Genomic DNA, 18,087 nt, shown 5'->3' on the forward strand with positions numbered 1-18,087 from the left:
CACCGATAGTATCTTCCCCCGTTCGTTACTTTGGTATGTACCAATTACTTTCTGGAATCATAATGAAAACTTTATACTCTACTGGCATCACTAAACCATCTTTACTTGCTATTGCAATAGCGAGCGCTCTATCAGCACCTGTTTATGCAGAAGATGAAAAAGCAAAGAAAGACCAAGAAATTGAAGAAATCACAGTTGTTGGCAAAAGCGTGTCATACGCGAATAACGCGACATCAGACGAAATGTTCAAACAGCAATCGGCTATGACCAGTGCGATGGCAATGATTGATAACCTACCGGGTGTTTTAATCAATGAAGGCGATACATTTGGCTCTGATGATTGGTCAACAACAGTATCAATTCGTGGCTTCCAATTAAGTTTAGATGAGCAGCAAGTAGGTATTACCATTGACGGTATTGCCAACGGTAACTCTAACTATGGCGGTGGTGCTAAAGCAAACCGTTATATTGATACTGAAAACTTAATGGCTGTAGAAGTATCTCAAGGTACTGCTGATGTGGCGTCTCGTTCAAATGAAGCATTGGGCGGTACGCTGAACTTCACCACCATTGATCCAGGTACAGAAAAAGCGGTCATTGCGAGCTTGTCATTAGGTAACTTCGATGCGCAAAAATATTACATGCGACTTGAAACGGGCGAAGTATTAGATGACACATACGGTTGGTTCAGCTACTCAAATTCAAGTAACAGTGACTGGATCACAGGCACAGCAGAAAACAAACGTGACCACTTTGCGGCTAAGTTTGTGAAAGGTATGGATAGCAATTTAGAAATTACTGCTTACCTTTCTTACGATGATGTTCACGAAGATAACTATCAGCGTGTTTCACTAGAGAGTTTCAAACAAAATCCTGAATCAGACGGCCTATTAGGTGAATGGACGGGTGTCCCTTACATTGACCAAGTGTATCGTCAAGGTTGGTCAACGCTGCGTGAAAACTTATTCGGATATATTGAAGTTGATACCATGATTGGTGAAGTTGAGCTTAAAGCGAATGCTTACTTTCATAAAAATGAAGGACGCGGCGACTGGTTACCACCATATATTGTTGACGTAACAGATGATGCGGCGAAAGGTCACAGTGAGCTGGTATCTGGCAACATAGTACAAGGTGGTGACTCGCTAGGAAGAATATTTTTTGTTGATGCCGATGGTAAGTCTTTAAGTCCAATAGAGGGTTGTGAAAGCTCGATTGGTTTCCCGTATGGCGGAGCAGGTCCAGAGTATGATCCTAATTGCTATGAGTCTGGTGCTCGTGCAGTGGGATCATATCGAACTTCTCATTATGCGAAAGATCGCTTTGGTTTGAATGCTGACCTGACATGGGAAAAACAGATTGGCAATAACACGAATGTGGTTCGTGCAGGTATCTGGTATGAAGACTATGAGCGCTCAGAATACCGTGATTGGCACAAAATCATTGATTCAAAAAGCAGCTATGATTTTGATCACACACCTTATTGGATCCAGTACGACCGTACTTACCCTGTAGAAACTACCATGCTTTATCTTGAAGATTCATTCGAGATGGAGAATGTCACAGTACGTGCAGGTCTTAAAAAGTATCTAGTTGATTTAGATAGTAAAGACACTTACACAGGCACTGCAAAATCTGTGAATTCAGATTCAGATGTTTTATTGTCAGCAGGTGCGGTGTGGTACACCCCATTAGATGGCTTAGAAGTATTCGCAGGTTATGCTGAAAACTTTGCCGCGATTAAAGACCAAGTGTTAGAAGCTGATGCATCAGCACTAGATAATGTTGAGCCTGAAACTGCTGAAAACATGGACTTTGGTGTGCGTTACGACAATCAAGACTTCAATGCCAGCATCACTCTTTACAGTATCGACTTCCAAAACCGCTTAACCTTTATTGCACCAGGTTCAGAGTCGGGCAATGACTATCTAGTGGGTACAAATGGTAGCTACATCAATACCGGTGGTATCGAGTCATCAGGTGTTGAAGCCTCGTTAACTTACTACCCAAGCCAAGAGTTATCTGTATATATGTCATACACTAGCAACAGCTCAGAATACACTGATGGCACTGTTGGCATTGCTGCAGGCAATACGGTATTTGGCTCAGTAGAAGACATGGCTGTGTTATCGCTAGATTGGCAGTCTGAAGCTTATTCAGCGGGTATTTCGACAAAATGGCTAGGTGAACGTTGGATGGATTCAGCTAATACTCAGCGCATCGATGGGTACGCGGTAAGTGACTTATACGTAGGTGTTGATTTAGAAAACTTTGACAGTGCCCTAAAAGGTGCATCAATCCGCTTTACGGTCAATAACCTATTTGATAAGAGCTACATGGGTGGCGTAGCCGGTGGTTGGGGAGGCTGGATTGGCGCACCTCGTACTGCAGCGCTGAACTTCCAAACACGCTTTTAATCTCCAAACTGAGTAGTACAGGACGTGCTACTCCATTTTTTAATAACAAAAATTAGTTAACAACACAGAGCCTTATTTCATTTTGAATGCGATAAAGGCTCTTTTTGCTTTAAATCATGCGAGTAACTCAATGAAACTGAGAACATTTTTAACAGCAAGCCTTATATCAATAGGTGGATTAGTCACTCAAGTTCACGCTGCAGATCAAGTCGATAAAATTCTATTTGGCTCTTGCAGCCACCAAGATAAAGACATTCCGATTTTTGATGCGATCAACAAAGAGCAAGCTGACCTATTCGTGTTTCTTGGTGACAACGTTTACGGTGACACCGAAAACATGACGGTGCTTAAATCTAAGTACCATAAGTTGGGCATTAAACCTGGTTTTGCCCAGCTACGCGCAAATACGCCTGTGATAGCCATGTGGGATGATCATGACTACGGCGAAAACGATGCGGGTAAAGAGTACCCGTTTAAAGAAGCATCTCGAAAAATTATGCTAGATTTTTGGCAAGAGCCCAAAGACAGCCCGCGCCGAACCAGAGACTCAGGTATTTATACATCGTATATGTATGGTGAAGAAGCACAGCGTGTGCAGGTGATCATGCCAGACTTACGCTGGAATCGTCCTGCGCTCAGTTCGATTGGCGAATTTCGTTATTGGTTAAATAGTTTCTTTAACAATGTCGGGCCGTACCGTCCTGTTGATGAAAGTATTTCTATGCTGGGCGAGGCTCAGTGGCAATGGCTTGAGCAAGAGCTGCTAAAGCCTGCAAAAATAAAAGTGATATCCTCTAGTTTGCAACTTATTCCTGACTTTACAGGTTGGGAAAGTTGGGCGAACTTTCCGGCAGACAGACAGCGACTATTCGATTTTATTGAAAAGCACAAAATCGGTGGTGTGATCATGATCAGTGGCGACACCCACTGGGGAGAGCTGTCAAAGTATCAAGTAAAGCAAAATTACCCGTTATGGGAAGTGACTAGTTCTGGACTTACACAAAAATGGAAAGATGTGAGCCCCAATAAGCACAGAGTGGGTGAGTCAACGTCTGATGTGAATTATGGCTTTATTGAAATTGATTGGCAGCAAGCAGATCCAAATATTGAGTTTGGCCTTAAAGATATCAACGGCGATGTGACTCACAAACAAAGCATGCCGTTGTCGGCGTTACAGTTTAAATAACACCAAGGAAAACGGTGATATGTTAGTTAGAAAACCAGTTTGGGCATTGAGCAGTGCCCTTATATTTATCTCAAGTTTATCAGCATGCTCGTTACTTAAAACCTCTGAAAATACAGACCAGCTAAATGTAAATAATCCGCCAAAAATAAAAAATATTATCTTGATGATTGGTGACGGTATGGGTCCGCAACAAGTGGGTCTGTTAGAAGAGTATGCGACTCGCGCACCGAGCTCTATTTACCGAGGTGATAATAGTGCCATTGCTAAGTTAGCAAACTTGGGCGTCACTGGGCTGTCACTGCATGGGCCAGCAGATAAGCTGGTGGTCGATTCTGCTTGCTCAGCAACCCAGTTGGCAACTGGAATTGCCGCGGGCAGTGAAATGATAGGGCTAAATCGGGCAGGATATAAAGTGCCGACGATTTTAGAAAAAGCCAAAGGGCTGGGGAAATCGACGGGACTAGTATCAGACACCCGTCTAACCCATGCAACACCTGCGGCATTCGCGTCGCACCTTATTCATCGTTCAATGGAAAATGAGATTGCCGAGCAGATGATCCAATCTGGGGTTGTCGATGTCATGTTATCGGGTGGCTTGCGTCATTTTGTGCCAAAAAATTATGCCTTGCCAGATAACCCCAAGGGTTTTGAAGTCAAGTTAAAAGCCAGTACACTTTCGCTTAAATCAAAACGTCGAGACGATAAGAACTTACTAACTGAGGCCAGTCGTAATGGCTATGGACTTGCTTTTAATAAGTCGCAATTACAGCAAGTGCAAGGCACAAAGTTACTGGGGTTATTTGCCAATAGTGCGATGGCTAATGGCGTTGATACCTCTTATGGTCGAGTAAGCAATCAACCTAGTCTGAGTGATATGACACAAACTGCTATCAATACCTTGTCGAAAAATGACAAAGGGTTTTTCTTAATGGTTGAAGGGGGACAGATTGATTGGGCTGGACATAACAATGATGCAGGCACGTTATTGCATGAAATGATCAAATTCGATAATGCCGTCAATGCTGTATTGGAGTGGGCAAAAGGCAGAGACGATACAATAGTGATTGTCACCGCTGATCACGAAACCGGCGGTTTTGGTTTTAGCTATAGCGGTGCAGACTTACCAAAAGCTGAGCAGCTAAGTAATCATCAACAGGATGTTTATAAGCCAAACTTTAATTTCGGCGAATTGAGTATCTTAGATAAGTTATATGCTCAACAAAAAAGTTATGGCGATATTTGGTATGAAGCTAAAGGCAATGCGTTTAAACCCACACCAAAGAAGCTCGTAAAAACAGTGAATAAGTATAGCGAGTTTGAAATTAACGAAGATGACGCTATGCAAATTTTAGCTGAGCAAAAGAATGCATTTTACCAACGGGGTCATAAGTCTCTGGGTTTGAAAACAGCCACTAAAATAAATGACTTTGCGCCGTTTTATGTGTATTTGTCTGAGCGTCCGCTTAATTTAATAGGCAGAGCACTGTCGAGTAAGCAAAATATCGTCTGGTCAACGGGCACACACACGCATACCCCTGTGGGTGTTTTTGTTTTAGGGCCTGAAGCCCAAGCCAAACAATTCAATGGTCTGCATACACATGTAGAGTTGGGTAAAAAAATGCAGAAAATACTGATTCAAAGTATTGAAAAAAATGCAAGTAATTAGCGTAAGCGGATATCAGTTTAAATATACTTTTTCTTTAAAATTAGTGTTATACCGTTATCTTAATATGAGTTTGGTTCATAACCATTGAATTATTTTTGAGGTATATTCCTTTTTGGAATATACCTATATCTCATTGAAATATATTGTTTTAATGTTCCTCTTAAAGGTATGTTATTGTGTTCTCAACAATTATAACGAGAGTCCACCATTGTGCTTAAGGAAGCAAAAAAGCATATTCGATTGAGAACACGTATAGATATAATTATTATTGCGATTGTGGCAGTTTCTAGCTTTATGATCTCAATTCAGTTTGATTTGTCAGAAGCGATATATCACTTTTCTAGGAAATATGAATACATTGAGTTAGATGAACTATTACCGAGTTTATTTATTGTAAGCATCACCTTTGGCTATTTTAGCTTTAGGAGATGGCTCGATGTTCGCTTTCTTAGTCACTTACTTGAAGAGTTGGTTCTGACTTGTCCAATAACACATATTGCGAATCGTCGTGCATTACAAAGGTTACTAGAGCAAGTAAATAAAGAGCAAACACCGCAACACTCCTTTATCTTGGTTTCAGTGTTGGGTATTGAAGAGGTCCGAAAAAAATATGGCTCAGTCACTACTGAGCAAGTTTTGATCGAAGTATTGTACCTGTTAAGCAAGGAATTAACAGACGAGCAGTTGATTATTTCTTTGCAAATTGGCCAGTTTATTATTCATGCACCGAACCTTAACTTTATGAACGCGCACACGTTGGCTCAGCGTTTAAAAGAAATACATGTTAGTGCAAGGCACCAATGTATCAGAGAATTAAAAATAACCAGTGCAAGCTATTCTATCTCAGACACGATAACAGAAGAAGATTTACTAGAAAGGCTTGAGGATAACTTAAGTATGTGACCCTCAATTGAAATGAGGGTCAAAGTAAATAGCTATAACTTAACTGATTCACCCTCATTCAACACTATTATAGGTGTGTCAGCGTTTATCTGCTCATACATATGTAACAACCTAAACAAGGCGGAGTGGGAGGTTTTATCGCCCATCTGCCACGATGCATTGCCATAGCCCCAAGGGATCATCACTTTACAATTCATGTCTTTTGCAGCAACTAAGGCGTCTTCAGGTGTGGTATGCACTTTTCGATACCATTTTGGGTGTTGCTCGCTGTGGTAGGAGGCGATAGGGATCAGGCATACATCCATCTGGCCATATTTAGCGGCAATATCTTTAAAGTGTGGAGAGTAGCCTGTATCACCAGCGAAGAATAGCTTTTTGCCTTGTTGCTCAATCACCCAGCCGCCCCACAAAGTTGCGTCATTATCTTCATGAATAAAAGGCACTAAGATCCGGCTACTGAAGTGATTGGCAGGCACAAAGTGAATGGTGCTATTACCCACTTTTTTACTCGAATACCAAGCCATTTCAGTGATTTTATAGCCGTCATCTGGAAAGTGATCAGCAAAGCCTAATGGTGTTAAAAACTCACTATTTTTACCAATGCGCGCTAAGTCATCTTTTTTAAAATGATCATAGTGTATATGTGAATACATAATGGCATCGGTTTTTGAAATATCACCTTCTTCAAGTTCAATAGTTGGTGTTCTATCGACTCCTGCTACTATATGGAACGCCCAGTTAACCGGCCAATCAAAATCATCTGAAACAGGGTCGAATAAGAACTGCTGACCATTCTCTGTGGTGATTTTAAAGCTGGCATGGCCAAGCCACTGCACATTAAACCCTGACTTCAAATTTACAGCTGGGTTTTTACCTGTAAATTGGCAGCTTTGCATGTCAGATTTGCACTTAATGATAGGGCTAGGTGGGTAACAGTCTTCACTACAAGTGACCGGATAATCCTTAAAGTCATCGTAAATATTTTTATAACGATCGGTATATCCTTCAGTGGTTTTATTTTTGACTACCGCGTTTTCTGGAATGAGGGTTTCAACCTGATTGCTAACAGAGCAGCCAGTTAATGTCGCTAAAGAGAAAAGTAATGCTAACTTCTTCATTAGATTTCCTTATTATCATTTTTGCGAGATTTTAACAGGTTTAACAAAACACTCTATGGTTTTAATGTAAGCAAACATAACGGGTTAGGGGGAGTCTGTGTGTTTGATATGTAAATGCAATCTGAATGCTTACTTAGGTCGTACTGAAAGTTATATTTAATAAAGTGCGAATTGTTATGTGTTTTAAACCTGTGTTGTTTGGGGTAATTTTAATGGCGTCGTCTTCAGTATTGGCAGAAACTAAACTGACTTTACTTGATTGGTTTGTGGTTAATGACACCGTCATGGGTGGCCTTTCTGAAAGTCGTTTAGTTGTTGGTGCACACTCTGTAGAATTTAAAGGCGATGTGTCTTTGCGCAATAATGGCGGTTTTGCTTCTGTTCGTACGCCATTTAATTTAGAAAATAAGAACGCTGAACAGTTAAGTGTTGTTGTAAAAGGCGATGGAAAGCAGTACCAGCTTAGGCTAAGAGTTGACCAATATCTTGACGGGCCAGCCTTTGTTTATAAATTTCAAACTTCAGCAAATAAAACACAAACACTCGTTGTCACAGAAGATGACTTTACGCTCATGTATCGTGGTCGCTCTTTTTATGCTGATTATCAACTCAATTTCGATGATGTCAGATCTCTTGGTTTTATGATCAGTGAAAAGCAAGCAGGCGAGTTTTCCCTTGAGGTGCAGGCGATCACACCGCTAGGAAAAATTTAAATTTCATTTATAGATTTGGTTTATTTGAATAGGCCTTTTTTAATGAAACAATCCATCTACCCATGAGGCAAATCTAGAGTAACGGTCTGGAAGTGCCTTGTTTTCTATTGTGTTGATAAGAGTGCGGCTCCAAACGCCGTCCAAGTTACCATTGGTTAAATATATAATAATGATGCTGTCAGTCATGTTTTCTTTGAAGAGCAATTTTACTCTGAGTACACCTCCGCCATCATGACCAACCGATTGCCAATTACCAACTTCTTCATATTCCCAACTTGAGGCGAAATAATTTCTTGAACCATCTCTTAACTGTGAAGGTTGCCAAAGGCTTTCAAGCACTGATTTTTCAACCAGCTCGCCATTGATTAATGCCGAAAGAAAAACACTAAGGTCGTGAATATTTGAATAAGCGTCAGAATGTGTATTTGCATAGACAGGAAATGTATATGGATTTACCTGCAACGCATCACCGCTATTTGGTAAATAAGCTGTCACAGATTGAAACGTCGTATTCATTCCTTTGATAAATGTATTATGCATTTCCAATGGCGTTAAAATTCGTGTTTGAACTAGTGTTGAATAAGGCTGTTTAGTGATCTTCTCTAGTAGTAACTTAATGACTAAATAATTAGTTTGGTTATATCGAATGGCGCTATTCGGCTTAAATTGCAATGGCGTATTGCTTAGAGATTGAATCGCAGTATCAATGCTTTCTGGCGCAAAGACTTGCTTGTCATCATAGTCAAAATACTCAGGTAAGCCAGTACTGTGGTTTAAAAAATGGGCTACAGGTATAGGTTGCCAAACTTTCGGTAAGTGCTCAAGATACTCGCCAATTGGGGTGTCTAAATCGATTTTGTTTTGCTCTACAAGCTGAAATAGCAAGGTGCTAGCGAACAGTTTACTGACTGAGAAAATAGGAAAAATGCTGTCTTTAGTCACTGGATTAGTGCGAGATATATCCGTATCACCCATAGCGTGAGCAAACAGCAGATTATTATTGTGCTTAACTAATACTGCTTGTGCCAATAAGCCGTGTGTCTCAGCATTACTTTGCATTTGTAAAGTAAGCGATTCTTGCAGATTATCGGTTTGTCTCGCACAGCCTAGCAGGAGTAACAAGAATAAAGCGCTTAAGGTGATTGTTTTCATTGAAAATTATGCTCCTTGCAAATTGGCTATCGATTCTACTTTGTTTGATCAGAACACTAAAGAGCCATATGACGAGTGGCTCTCTGTAAATATTTATGCAATAGCCTAAATGATTTTAATTAATAAGCAGCTATTTTTGAGCAGAGCGAACTCCGTATCGAGTTGTTCTTGTTAAGGTTAACCACTTGAATACTCAGGTGTGTAATTAACAAATATTTTATAGCACCTGTAATAAATACCATCTGCTATCTACTAATTAGAAAAAATATAAAATGGAACGAGGTGAATGGGAAGCGATTTTTATCAGCAATCAATACTGCCTTATGCGGTGATCATCATCAAAATTTGTCGGGCATACACGCATAGCCAAGAAGATTTTGAAGATTACTACCAGGAGGTGTGCCTACAAATTTGGCGAAGTAGAGACAATTTTAATGCGGAGTCTAAATGGTCAACATGGATTTATAAGGTTGCTTTAAATGTTTGTTTGACCCATTTAAAACAGCGTAAAAGAGGTGAGCAACAGTTTGTATCTGATGCATTACCTGATGAAGTGCATGACGACGCCAAGGCATTTGGTTCTGATGATATTAACCTACTTTATAACGCCATTAAGCATTTGTCAGAGATAGATAGAGCAGTGATCCTGCTTTATTTAGAAGAGAAATCTTACGCTGAAATTGGCGAAATTATTGGTGCTAACACAAACAGTATTGGCGTACGCATTACGCGTATTAAAGAAAGATTAAACAAGTTTATAAAAGCGCAGGAGTGAACACATGAGTAAGTCTATTGAAGCAATGTGGAAACAAGGTTTTGTGAGTGAGGGTGAGCTATCAGCACCAAAAGTGAACGACTTATATAATAGGAAGTCGCAAAATATAGTAGATAAACTGCAAAATATGTTTGCAGTTAATATTAAAGCCATTGTGATTGGTGCTTTAATCATGCTGCTGGTGATGAGTTTAATCGGTGCACCTTGGCTAGGCTTGTATATCAGTGTATTGCTAGCACCGCTTGTGATCATTGCGAAAAAAGAACTCACCAAATCACATAACTTATCTAAAGGGCAGAGTAGTCTAGAATATTTAGAAAGCTTTGATGCTTGGCTTAAAGCCTCAATAGATACCTACTCAAACTACTACCGATTTTTTTATCCGTTGTTTTATATCGGAATGGTGACCCAAGGGCTAGTGAGTGATGCAGGTACTAAGGTGATGGTTGTGCTTTTAAAGTATTACCCGACTGAGTACGTGTTTTTAGCTATTCCGGGTTATATCTGGGTGGTTATCACATTACTGTTTTTGCTGATAGTGAGATACTCAGAAGCCTTATATCGTTTAGACTTAGATATCATTTATGGTAGGCAGTTTAAAAAGCTTGATGAGCTAATTACAGATATGCGTGCTTTAAAATCAGGCAGATAATGGCCAAGTATAAATAGCGTGGCAACTTTGCTGCGCTTTCAGCTAATGTTATAGGGTATTGTGAATTTATACCCGCTTCTAACAATACTCATTTAACGATAGCAGGACATATGAATGGTGCTATCAAGCTGCGTTTCTTTTCTCAAAAATAGTTCGCTTAATTAAGAGCATTAGTGTTTATTCTGTTAATTTATTAACATGTACAGAAAAATTAAGGATTATGATGCTCTATTTTCGCTTTTTATGCCTGTTGTCATGGTTTTGTGCTTTTGATGTTCATGCAGAACGCACTGAAGATAAATTGCCAATTGAGGCGTTTGCAAGTCTCCCCTCTTACAGCCATTTAAATATTTCCCCCGATGGTAAGCGCTTAGCTTATCTTCAAAATAGCAAGGGCGATTTACTTCTTAGTGTGCTTGATATAGACGCAAATACCGTGAAACTAATCGTAAAAACCGATAATTTCAAAGTGAGAATTAATTGGTTTGATTGGGTTAATGATGACTTACTAATAATAGGTACGCGTTCAGTTTTTGGTGAAAATAACAATTATGTTTCAACACACCTTTTAAAGTATGACTTTAAAAAAGGAAAGGGTGTAGAAAGTGTCATAAGAGCTAGGGGGTTTGAGAATCAGCCTCAATTTGAAGATCGGGTTTTGAGCATGCTTCCCGATGATCCAGAACATATTTTATTGTTAATTGACCTTGCCAGAAAAAATGTTCCAAATGTGTATAAATTGAATGTGAATACTGGACAACATAAACGGGTTCAAAAAAATATTGAATTGGTTTCTAGTTGGGGAGTTGACAGGCAAGGTAGAGTGAGAACTCGCACTAAGGTTAGAGATACTAAGGTTTATATTGAATTTAAATCTCTGGATTCAGAAGATTGGAACGCGTTATTTGAGTATGAAGCTTTTAGTGCAAATAATGTAGAAATCTTAGGATTTGACTCCGATCCAAATACGCTCTTTTTTAAAGCTGTACATAAAGATAAAAAGTCAATATTTAAAGTCGATTTGACAGACCCTACATTAACAAGAGAGCTTGTATTTCATGATGCGAAATATGATGTAGACGGTCAGCTTCACTATTCGCAAAAAACAGGAAAAGTAATTGGGTTTTCCCATTCACAAATAGAGAACGGAATTCAATATTGGGACACTCAATATATTCAGCATCAAGTTGCTTTAAACCAAGTATTAACTAATAGTCTTAATTATATAATTGATACCGACAGAGAAGAAAACCGCTACATCATTTACTCTGAAGCGAAAGATTTCCCCGGCGGGTATTTAATCGGAGATAAGAAGAAAAATAGTGTTGAATACTTTGCCAACCGTTATCCTTTAATTGGGTCAAAAAACTACATAGGTAAAACAAAGGTAAAATATTTAGCTCAAGATAAAACTGAAATAGAAGCTTATATTACTTTTCCTAAGAACTATAAAAAAGGTGCAAGGCACCCAGCTATCATTATTCCTCACGGAGGACCAATGAGCAGAGATTATGCAGGCTTTGATTATTGGTCTGAGTTTTTTGCACATCATGGTTATTTAGTATTTCAGCCTAACTTCAGAGGGTCATCAGGATATGGCCATGAATTTGAGAGTAAAGCGATTGGAGACTGGGGGGGCGTCATGCAAGATGACCTTGAAGACGGCGCTCAATGGTTAGTTTCTGAGGGCTACGCCATAAAAAATAAAATGTGTATTGCTGGAGCAAGTTATGGTGGGTACGCTTCTTTGATGGCTCTAGTAAAGTATCCAAATACTTTTCAATGTGCAGTTAGTTTTGCTGGCGTCTCAGATCTAGAGTTTTTGTATGCAAGAGCTTTTAGGTACACAAATACTAAATTTGAACGTGAATATATTGGTAGAGATTTAGAAAAGCTCAAAAATACCTCCCCAGTAAATTTTGCCAAAAAAATCACTAAACCATTATTGTTGCTGCATGGCACTAAAGACACTGTAGTGCCCTTTGAGCATAGTTTACGTATGGCGGCTGCAATGAAATCAGAAAATAAAGATGTTAAGTTTATTAATTTCGAGGGAGGAGGCCATCACCTTGCCTATCAAAAATATCGTATTCAAACACTTGAAGAAATGTTGGTTTTCTTTGATAAGCATTTGATGTAGAGAGGCTTTAGTATTTCATTGAGGTTTTCAAACGTATTAAATTAACTCATTGTTTATTGCATGAAAGGACTTAAAGATAAAACTAATTATTGATCTTTAAAACGCGCAGCCAGTTGGCTGCGCTTTTTTGTTATAGAGAATGAGAGACTAAGATCCTATCAACTAACTCTAGTGCAGTGGTAAAGTTACTGAGATCAGCTCGAACATCGCCATCTTTACCAGAATGGTGACCGTGGCCGATAAGCTGCATTTGCTGTAGTTTACTCGGTTGGTCAAAATCGACGATGGCTTGATAAATAAGCGAGGGTTGCGCAGTATATCCGTCGCCTGAATACACAGGATCGTCAGGGAATCGGTCACTACTGTAGTAAGTGTTGTAATCGAATGAATGGTTTATCTCAAAACGGATACTGTATTGGCCAGTAAGAGAGGTCGGTAGCTGAATTGAGTAAATGAAATTATCTGTCATAGTTGCACCACTAAAGCCGTCGACAACCAGTTTATTATCGGTTGGTAGGTAGAAGCCATTACTGGCTTGCACACCAAGTTGATGTAAAAATACGGGTAATGATTCAGGGCGCATGCGAGTATCTTTTGATTTTGCATCTTCACCACCGGTTAATGCCTCTCTACCAATTGCATTCTCGCCGATAAGTAAATGTTCATTGAATACTTGGTCAGGATTTACTTTAGAGACTTTATTGGTGAAATTATTAGTGGCGATTTTCTCTGTGACATAAAGCGGTTGAACAAACTTACCGTCTAAAGTTTCTAACCAAAACGCATATTGTGGCCACATAAAGTAAGGGCCTTTTTTCAACTCTAAGGTGATCGTTTGTCCGCTGGCTTCTGCTGGGGTAATTACACGTTCGACATATTTTAGTTCTTTATCTTGGCCAGCTTTATCTGCGGTTTTTAGGGTTTGGCCCCAAGTGTAAACTTGCATTGCAGGGGGTAGCGCGAAAAATGGCGACGCCAACAAATAACCTACCAATAAAACGGCCAGTGGCATGGCCAAACTGATTTTGCCCATATGCTTCTTTAGCGGATTTAAATAAGCGAATAGGGGTTTTGAATTTTTAAATAAGTGCCATACGACGACCAAAATCATTGCCGCGCCGATTAAAGTATGAATAAGCGCAATCACAGCATCATGTTGCTGACTGTATAACAGTACAGAGGTAACCAGCATTACAATGAAGGCTAAAAATAGTAGGGTGCCGATAAATACTCGGGCATTAAAAAATGACATAGTGACTCCTTTTGAATTACCTCTTTGTCGCTTACATGAGGTAATAAAAGCCACTAAAGCTTTCTAAAATTATCTAAGGTTATTGATTTTATTGTTAATAATTTAGAGTGTTTAAATATTTGAGTTGATTTGTAAGCGCTCGACTCTTAGCTATCTGCTTGGCTTTGTTTAATGCAGTGTTGAACTCATCGAGTTTGTTTTGCTTTTTGGCAAGTAAAGCAAGGCTTGCCCAAACACTGCTTTCACCAACCGGGCAGCGCAAAACTTGGTGATGTTTTTTTGCTTCGAGGTAATACGTTTTAGCTAGTTCATATTCACCTTGGTGCTGAGCAATTCGTGCCAACAAATCTTTCGAGTAGGCCATAAATAGCCAATCATGATTGCTTTGGGCTACTTGCAAAGCTTGCTCAACTCTTGGTTTAGCTAGTTCGTCATCACCTTCAATAATGGCGTGAATGGCATTGAGATAATGTAAGCGGCTTAATTCATTTTTGTCATTGAGCTTTTGAGCGAGTGGAATAGCCTGCATGAGGTGTTTGTTTACTGCAGGGTAATCTTTTAAATCAAAGAGTGTGTTGATTAAAAGTCGCTGTGCAGTCAGGTTTTCAGGATCATGCGCAATAATACTTTCTAGCAGAGGCTTTGCTGCTAGGTGGTTGTCTTCTAATGTTAGGTCAATGGCTACTCCCAGCATTTCATCGTTAAAATCAGCATGGTAGTTACTGGCTTGAAGAGAGTTTTCTTCGCCTAATTGTTTTGCCACTTTATCACTAAATTTATCGATTACATCTTGAATGTTACGACCAAATAGTACGCCTTTTTGTTGCGTATTCTTATAATGCAGCGCATAACTCAGCTGATAATCATGCGGTGAGCCTGAAAGTTTTGATGAGACAATCAATTCAGCGCCAGAGACGGTAAATATTTGTCTAATATGCTCAGGTTGAACATTGCTCAAGGGCGCGCCTGCTCGCTCTAATACTTCCAGCACATAGTCGGTCTGTAATACGCCATGCGCTTGATTGTTGGGTAAACGCTGTATGACTTGGTCCATTAACCCTAAACGAACCCAGCTGTGGTCGTTTCCTTCAATTTGATTTTGTGTTGGCAGTATGACGACAGAGCCAGCCACTTTATTTGGTTTAGATTGCTCAGGCTGTTTAAAAGTAGAGTAATGCAGCATAAATGCAAAGGTGATTACTGCGAAGCAGATAATCACTTTAATAGTGTGTCGGTTGGACTTATATTTTGGGTCAGGGGTAGAAAGTTTAGTGACACTGGGTAACCACACATATCCTTGCTTGGGTATGGTTTTTATAACTTCTTCATTGATAAATATCTGTCTTAGTTCATTGATCGATTGAAATACAACTTGCTCGGCGACAACAGAGTCAGCCCACACAGTATCAAGAATGTGCTGTTTACTAACAGGTTTTCCTGCATTTTCTAGAAGCAATATCAATAATTGGCAAGTCTTCGGACGAATAGCAACCGCTTCGCCACCTATGCTTCGCAGCGTTAAAGCGTGAGGATTAATATAATAATCTAAAGTTTGATACTGCAATGCGTTGTCCGATTTTACTTTTTTAGCAAAGATACAGTAAAAGGACCGCGAAGTTAATCAAGTACATTATTGAGATAGGTACAACACTGGGTTAATATTTTTGATGAATTCAATTAATAATAACAATGATTAGGGATGATTATGCTTAAGCATGCTTTATTTCTTACTTTTATAATAACACTCTTTGGGGCTTCAGCCTCGGCGCAATCCTCACTTAAAAGCACATTACCAATCGAAGCGCATGCCAGTTTAGCAAATGCGTCTCAAATGAACCTATCGCCAGATGGTAATAAAGTGGCTTTTGTGCAAAATGGCAAGGGCACACTGTTTTTAGTGGTTTTTGACTTAATAACGGGCAAAAAGCGTTTTATTTCCAAAACCGATAACTTATCAGTCACTCTGAATTGGTTCGATTGGCTTAATAATGATGTGTTATTGATGGGAGTTTCCTCTACTGTTTCTGAAAGGGGCATCCGTTACAATGTATCGAGATTACTAAAGTTTGACTTAAGAACTGATGATGAGACAAAAAATGTTATTCGCATAGGCCGCAGGTCGCATAACTCGCAATTTCAAGATAATGTCATCAGTATGTTACCTAACGATCCGGAGCACGTTTTATTATCAATTGATTTAGACACCCCAAACAAACCCAGTGTATTTAAAGTTAATGTACAAACGGGTAAGCGAAAACGTATTGAGCGCCCGAAAAAGAATATCGATGGTTGGATTGCTGATAGGCAAGGTAAAGTGCGTATTATGCGCCAAATTGACGATACGCTTGTTACCTATAGTTTGAAAGATTTAAATACTAATAAGTGGAATAAACTATTTGAGTATGAAGTATTCTCTGCCGATAAAGTTACTTTGTTAGGATTTGATAAAAACCCAAATATCTTATATTTCAAAGCCATTTATAAAGATAAAGATGCGTTATTTAAAATGGATGTGACGGATCCAAAGCTAACACGCGAATTAGTCTACCATGATGAAAATTACGATGTTGATGGCTCTTTAGTTTATTCAGAAGTAACTAATGAGGTCGTTGGTTTTTCACATTCAGGTTTTGATGATGTAATTAAGTACTGGGACGAAGACCTAGAAAAACTTCAGCGTTCTATTAACAAAGCCATTCCAGACTCAACAAATGTCATAATAGATACAGATGTGACTGGGCAAGTTTATATTCTTTACACCTCTTCAAATGATCACCCAGGTGCGTATTTATTAGGTGACCGTAATAAAAGCTCAGTTGAATATATCATTTCAAAGTACCCTTTAATTGAAGGTGAGCTTTATAATGGTAAGAATAATGTTGAATATACCGCACGAGATAAAACAAACATTGAAGGCTATTTAACTTTTCCAGCCGATTATGAGAAAGGCAAAACCTACCCTGCGATTGTATTACCTCATGGTGGTCCAATGGCGAGAGATTATGCGGGTTTTGACTATTGGTCTGAGTTTTTTTCACATCACGGTTATCTAGTTTTTCAGCCTAATTTTAGAGGTTCATCGGGTTATGGTTTTAGCTTTGAAAATGCTGCAATAGGCGGTTGGGGTGAAGCAATGCAAGATGATCTGCAAGACGCTGCAAACTGGCTAGTTGAACAAGGCTATACCGAAAAAGATAAAATGTGTATTGCTGGTGGCAGTTACGGGGGGTATGCCTCATTAATGGCCTTGGTGAAACATCCTGATACCTTTCAGTGTGCAGCAAGTTTTGCTGGGGTAGCCGATCTAAACTACATCTATTACCAAGCTAGAAACTTCACGAATAAAGACATTGTTCGTAAGCAAATAGGCACTGACAGAGACCAGTTAGAGCAGGTTTCTCCAATTAATTTTGCTGAAAAGTTTACTAAACCCGTTTTATTGATTCATGGTTCGGAGGACAGTGTTGTTTCTGTAAGACACAGTCGTGAGATGGCCGAAGAACTTGAAGATGCAAATAAAGACGTGAAATATATTGAGCTTGAAGATGGAAGTCACCACTTGGTGTATCAGCCATACAGAATAAGAACGTTACAAGAAATGCTGGCTTTCTTTAATAAACACCTAATGTAACCCTAAATATTTTGAAGAAAAACCAGTATTGCTTTGGGTGTAATACTGGTTTTTATTATTGTTTTAAAGCTTCAGTAAAATTGACGTTTGTGCTTTCTTTGGCATTTTCTCGACCACTAACATAAATGAGTTATCTATCATGCGCTCTATTTCGCCTTGTGGAATAGAGCCGTCGAGTATGATGGTGTTCCAAAGTCGTTTATTCATGTGATAGCCGGGGATCACGGCATCGAAAATATCCCTTAATATATGAGCTTCATCGGGGGCACACTTAAGATTCATCCACCAATGTGGATTTTCTTCAGCGCCTTTGCCCATCTTTCCTAGCGCCAATGTGGCGAACATTTTTCCTTTCACTTTATAAACATCGACTCCCTCACCAAAAGGTTGGCTAACAGTAGTCTCGGGCTTGGAGATCAAATATTCATGTGCTTGCAGGTGATCCATCGTCTAGTGTTAACCCTTTAATAATATTAAATCAA

Annotated in this window: 14 protein-coding genes; 9 read left to right on the forward strand and 5 right to left on the reverse strand. The window is 39.4% G+C overall.

Annotated features, from left to right (window positions below; all coding sequences use genetic code 11):
• Window positions 1–62 precede the first annotated feature (62 nt).
• From CWB72_RS15605 to CWB72_RS15620, 4 genes are all read left to right on the forward strand, one after another.
• Window positions 63–2,417 (forward strand): TonB-dependent receptor domain-containing protein, encoded by a 2,355-nt coding sequence (locus CWB72_RS15605; RefSeq protein WP_138633257.1) that lies wholly within the window; start codon window positions 63–65, stop codon window positions 2,415–2,417.
• Window positions 2,418–2,547: 130 nt separating this feature from the next.
• Window positions 2,548–3,603, forward strand: coding sequence for an alkaline phosphatase D family protein (locus CWB72_RS15610; protein ID WP_138633260.1), 1,056 nt, complete (start codon window positions 2,548–2,550; stop codon window positions 3,601–3,603).
• Window positions 3,604–3,622: 19 nt separating this feature from the next.
• A complete protein-coding gene (locus tag CWB72_RS15615; protein ID WP_138633263.1) occupies window positions 3,623–5,269 on the forward strand; it encodes an alkaline phosphatase in 1,647 nt (548 codons plus the stop codon).
• A 210-nt stretch (window positions 5,270–5,479) separates the two neighbouring features.
• Window positions 5,480–6,172, forward strand: coding sequence for a diguanylate cyclase domain-containing protein (locus CWB72_RS15620; protein WP_138633265.1), 693 nt, complete (start codon window positions 5,480–5,482; stop codon window positions 6,170–6,172).
• A 32-nt stretch (window positions 6,173–6,204) separates the two neighbouring features.
• Here CWB72_RS15620 and CWB72_RS15625 read toward each other — a convergent pair whose 3' ends face one another.
• Window positions 6,205–7,290, reverse strand: coding sequence for an MBL fold metallo-hydrolase (locus CWB72_RS15625; protein ID WP_138633269.1), 1,086 nt, complete (start codon window positions 7,288–7,290; stop codon window positions 6,205–6,207).
• A 212-nt stretch (window positions 7,291–7,502) separates the two neighbouring features.
• Between CWB72_RS15625 and CWB72_RS15630 the strand changes: the two genes are divergently transcribed.
• Window positions 7,503–8,003, forward strand: a complete 501-nt coding sequence (locus CWB72_RS15630) for a CIA30 family protein (RefSeq protein ID WP_138633272.1) — start codon at window positions 7,503–7,505, stop codon at window positions 8,001–8,003.
• Between the two features lie 39 nt (window positions 8,004–8,042).
• On the opposite strand, the gene CWB72_RS15635 is transcribed toward CWB72_RS15630, so the two are convergent.
• Window positions 8,043–9,155, reverse strand: coding sequence for a serine hydrolase domain-containing protein (locus CWB72_RS15635; protein ID WP_138633275.1), 1,113 nt, complete (start codon window positions 9,153–9,155; stop codon window positions 8,043–8,045).
• A 286-nt stretch (window positions 9,156–9,441) separates the two neighbouring features.
• Here CWB72_RS15635 and CWB72_RS15640 point away from each other — a divergent pair, with 286 nt between their 5' ends.
• From CWB72_RS15640 to CWB72_RS15650, 3 genes are all read left to right on the forward strand, one after another.
• Window positions 9,442–9,930, forward strand: a complete 489-nt coding sequence (locus CWB72_RS15640; RefSeq protein WP_138633277.1) for an RNA polymerase sigma factor — start codon at window positions 9,442–9,444, stop codon at window positions 9,928–9,930.
• 4 nt (window positions 9,931–9,934) lie between these two features.
• Window positions 9,935–10,582, forward strand: a complete 648-nt coding sequence (locus tag CWB72_RS15645) for a hypothetical protein (protein ID WP_138633280.1) — start codon at window positions 9,935–9,937, stop codon at window positions 10,580–10,582.
• 223 nt (window positions 10,583–10,805) lie between these two features.
• Window positions 10,806–12,722: an alpha/beta hydrolase family protein gene (locus CWB72_RS15650; RefSeq protein WP_171037332.1), complete on the forward strand. Its 1,917-nt coding sequence runs from the start codon at window positions 10,806–10,808 to the stop codon at window positions 12,720–12,722.
• 130 nt (window positions 12,723–12,852) lie between these two features.
• Here CWB72_RS15650 and CWB72_RS15655 read toward each other — a convergent pair whose 3' ends face one another.
• Both CWB72_RS15655 and CWB72_RS15660 read right to left on the reverse strand, forming a co-directional pair.
• Window positions 12,853–13,974, reverse strand: coding sequence for a DUF4405 domain-containing protein (locus CWB72_RS15655; protein WP_138633286.1), 1,122 nt, complete (start codon window positions 13,972–13,974; stop codon window positions 12,853–12,855).
• 94 nt (window positions 13,975–14,068) lie between these two features.
• Window positions 14,069–15,538, reverse strand: coding sequence for a winged helix-turn-helix domain-containing protein (locus CWB72_RS15660; protein ID WP_171037333.1), 1,470 nt, complete (start codon window positions 15,536–15,538; stop codon window positions 14,069–14,071).
• Between the two features lie 141 nt (window positions 15,539–15,679).
• On the opposite strand from CWB72_RS15660, the gene CWB72_RS15665 reads away from it, so the two are divergent.
• Entirely contained in the window at window positions 15,680–17,605 is a 1,926-nt protein-coding gene (locus tag CWB72_RS15665) for an alpha/beta hydrolase family protein (protein WP_138633292.1), read from the forward strand.
• A gap of 63 nt (window positions 17,606–17,668) precedes the next feature.
• Here the strand turns inward: CWB72_RS15665 and CWB72_RS15670 are convergent, their stop codons facing one another.
• On the reverse strand, window positions 17,669–18,052 hold the full coding sequence (locus CWB72_RS15670) for an MmcQ/YjbR family DNA-binding protein (protein WP_130256887.1): 384 nt from the start codon (window positions 18,050–18,052) through the stop codon (window positions 17,669–17,671).
• Window positions 18,053–18,087 lie beyond the last annotated feature (35 nt).

The sequence above is a fragment of the Pseudoalteromonas phenolica genome (assembly GCF_005886345.1).
GTDB lineage: Bacteria > Pseudomonadota > Gammaproteobacteria > Enterobacterales > Alteromonadaceae > Pseudoalteromonas > Pseudoalteromonas phenolica_A.

Coding starts and splice junctions, on each gene's coding strand:
- CWB72_RS15655 (WP_138633286.1), bottom strand. CDS start 13,974: ATGTCATTTTTTAATGCCCGAGTATTTATCGGCACCCTACTATTTTTA.
- CWB72_RS15610 (WP_138633260.1), top strand. CDS start 2,548: ATGAAACTGAGAACATTTTTAACAGCAAGCCTTATATCAATAGGTGGA.
- CWB72_RS15615 (WP_138633263.1), top strand. CDS start 3,623: ATGTTAGTTAGAAAACCAGTTTGGGCATTGAGCAGTGCCCTTATATTT.
- CWB72_RS15635 (WP_138633275.1), bottom strand. CDS start 9,155: ATGAAAACAATCACCTTAAGCGCTTTATTCTTGTTACTCCTGCTAGGC.
- CWB72_RS15650 (WP_171037332.1), top strand. CDS start 10,806: ATGCTCTATTTTCGCTTTTTATGCCTGTTGTCATGGTTTTGTGCTTTT.
- CWB72_RS15645 (WP_138633280.1), top strand. CDS start 9,935: ATGAGTAAGTCTATTGAAGCAATGTGGAAACAAGGTTTTGTGAGTGAG.
- CWB72_RS15665 (WP_138633292.1), top strand. CDS start 15,680: ATGCTTAAGCATGCTTTATTTCTTACTTTTATAATAACACTCTTTGGG.
- CWB72_RS15640 (WP_138633277.1), top strand. CDS start 9,442: ATGGGAAGCGATTTTTATCAGCAATCAATACTGCCTTATGCGGTGATC.
- CWB72_RS15605 (WP_138633257.1), top strand. CDS start 63: ATGAAAACTTTATACTCTACTGGCATCACTAAACCATCTTTACTTGCT.
- CWB72_RS15630 (WP_138633272.1), top strand. CDS start 7,503: ATGGCGTCGTCTTCAGTATTGGCAGAAACTAAACTGACTTTACTTGAT.
- CWB72_RS15625 (WP_138633269.1), bottom strand. CDS start 7,290: ATGAAGAAGTTAGCATTACTTTTCTCTTTAGCGACATTAACTGGCTGC.
- CWB72_RS15670 (WP_130256887.1), bottom strand. CDS start 18,052: ATGGATCACCTGCAAGCACATGAATATTTGATCTCCAAGCCCGAGACT.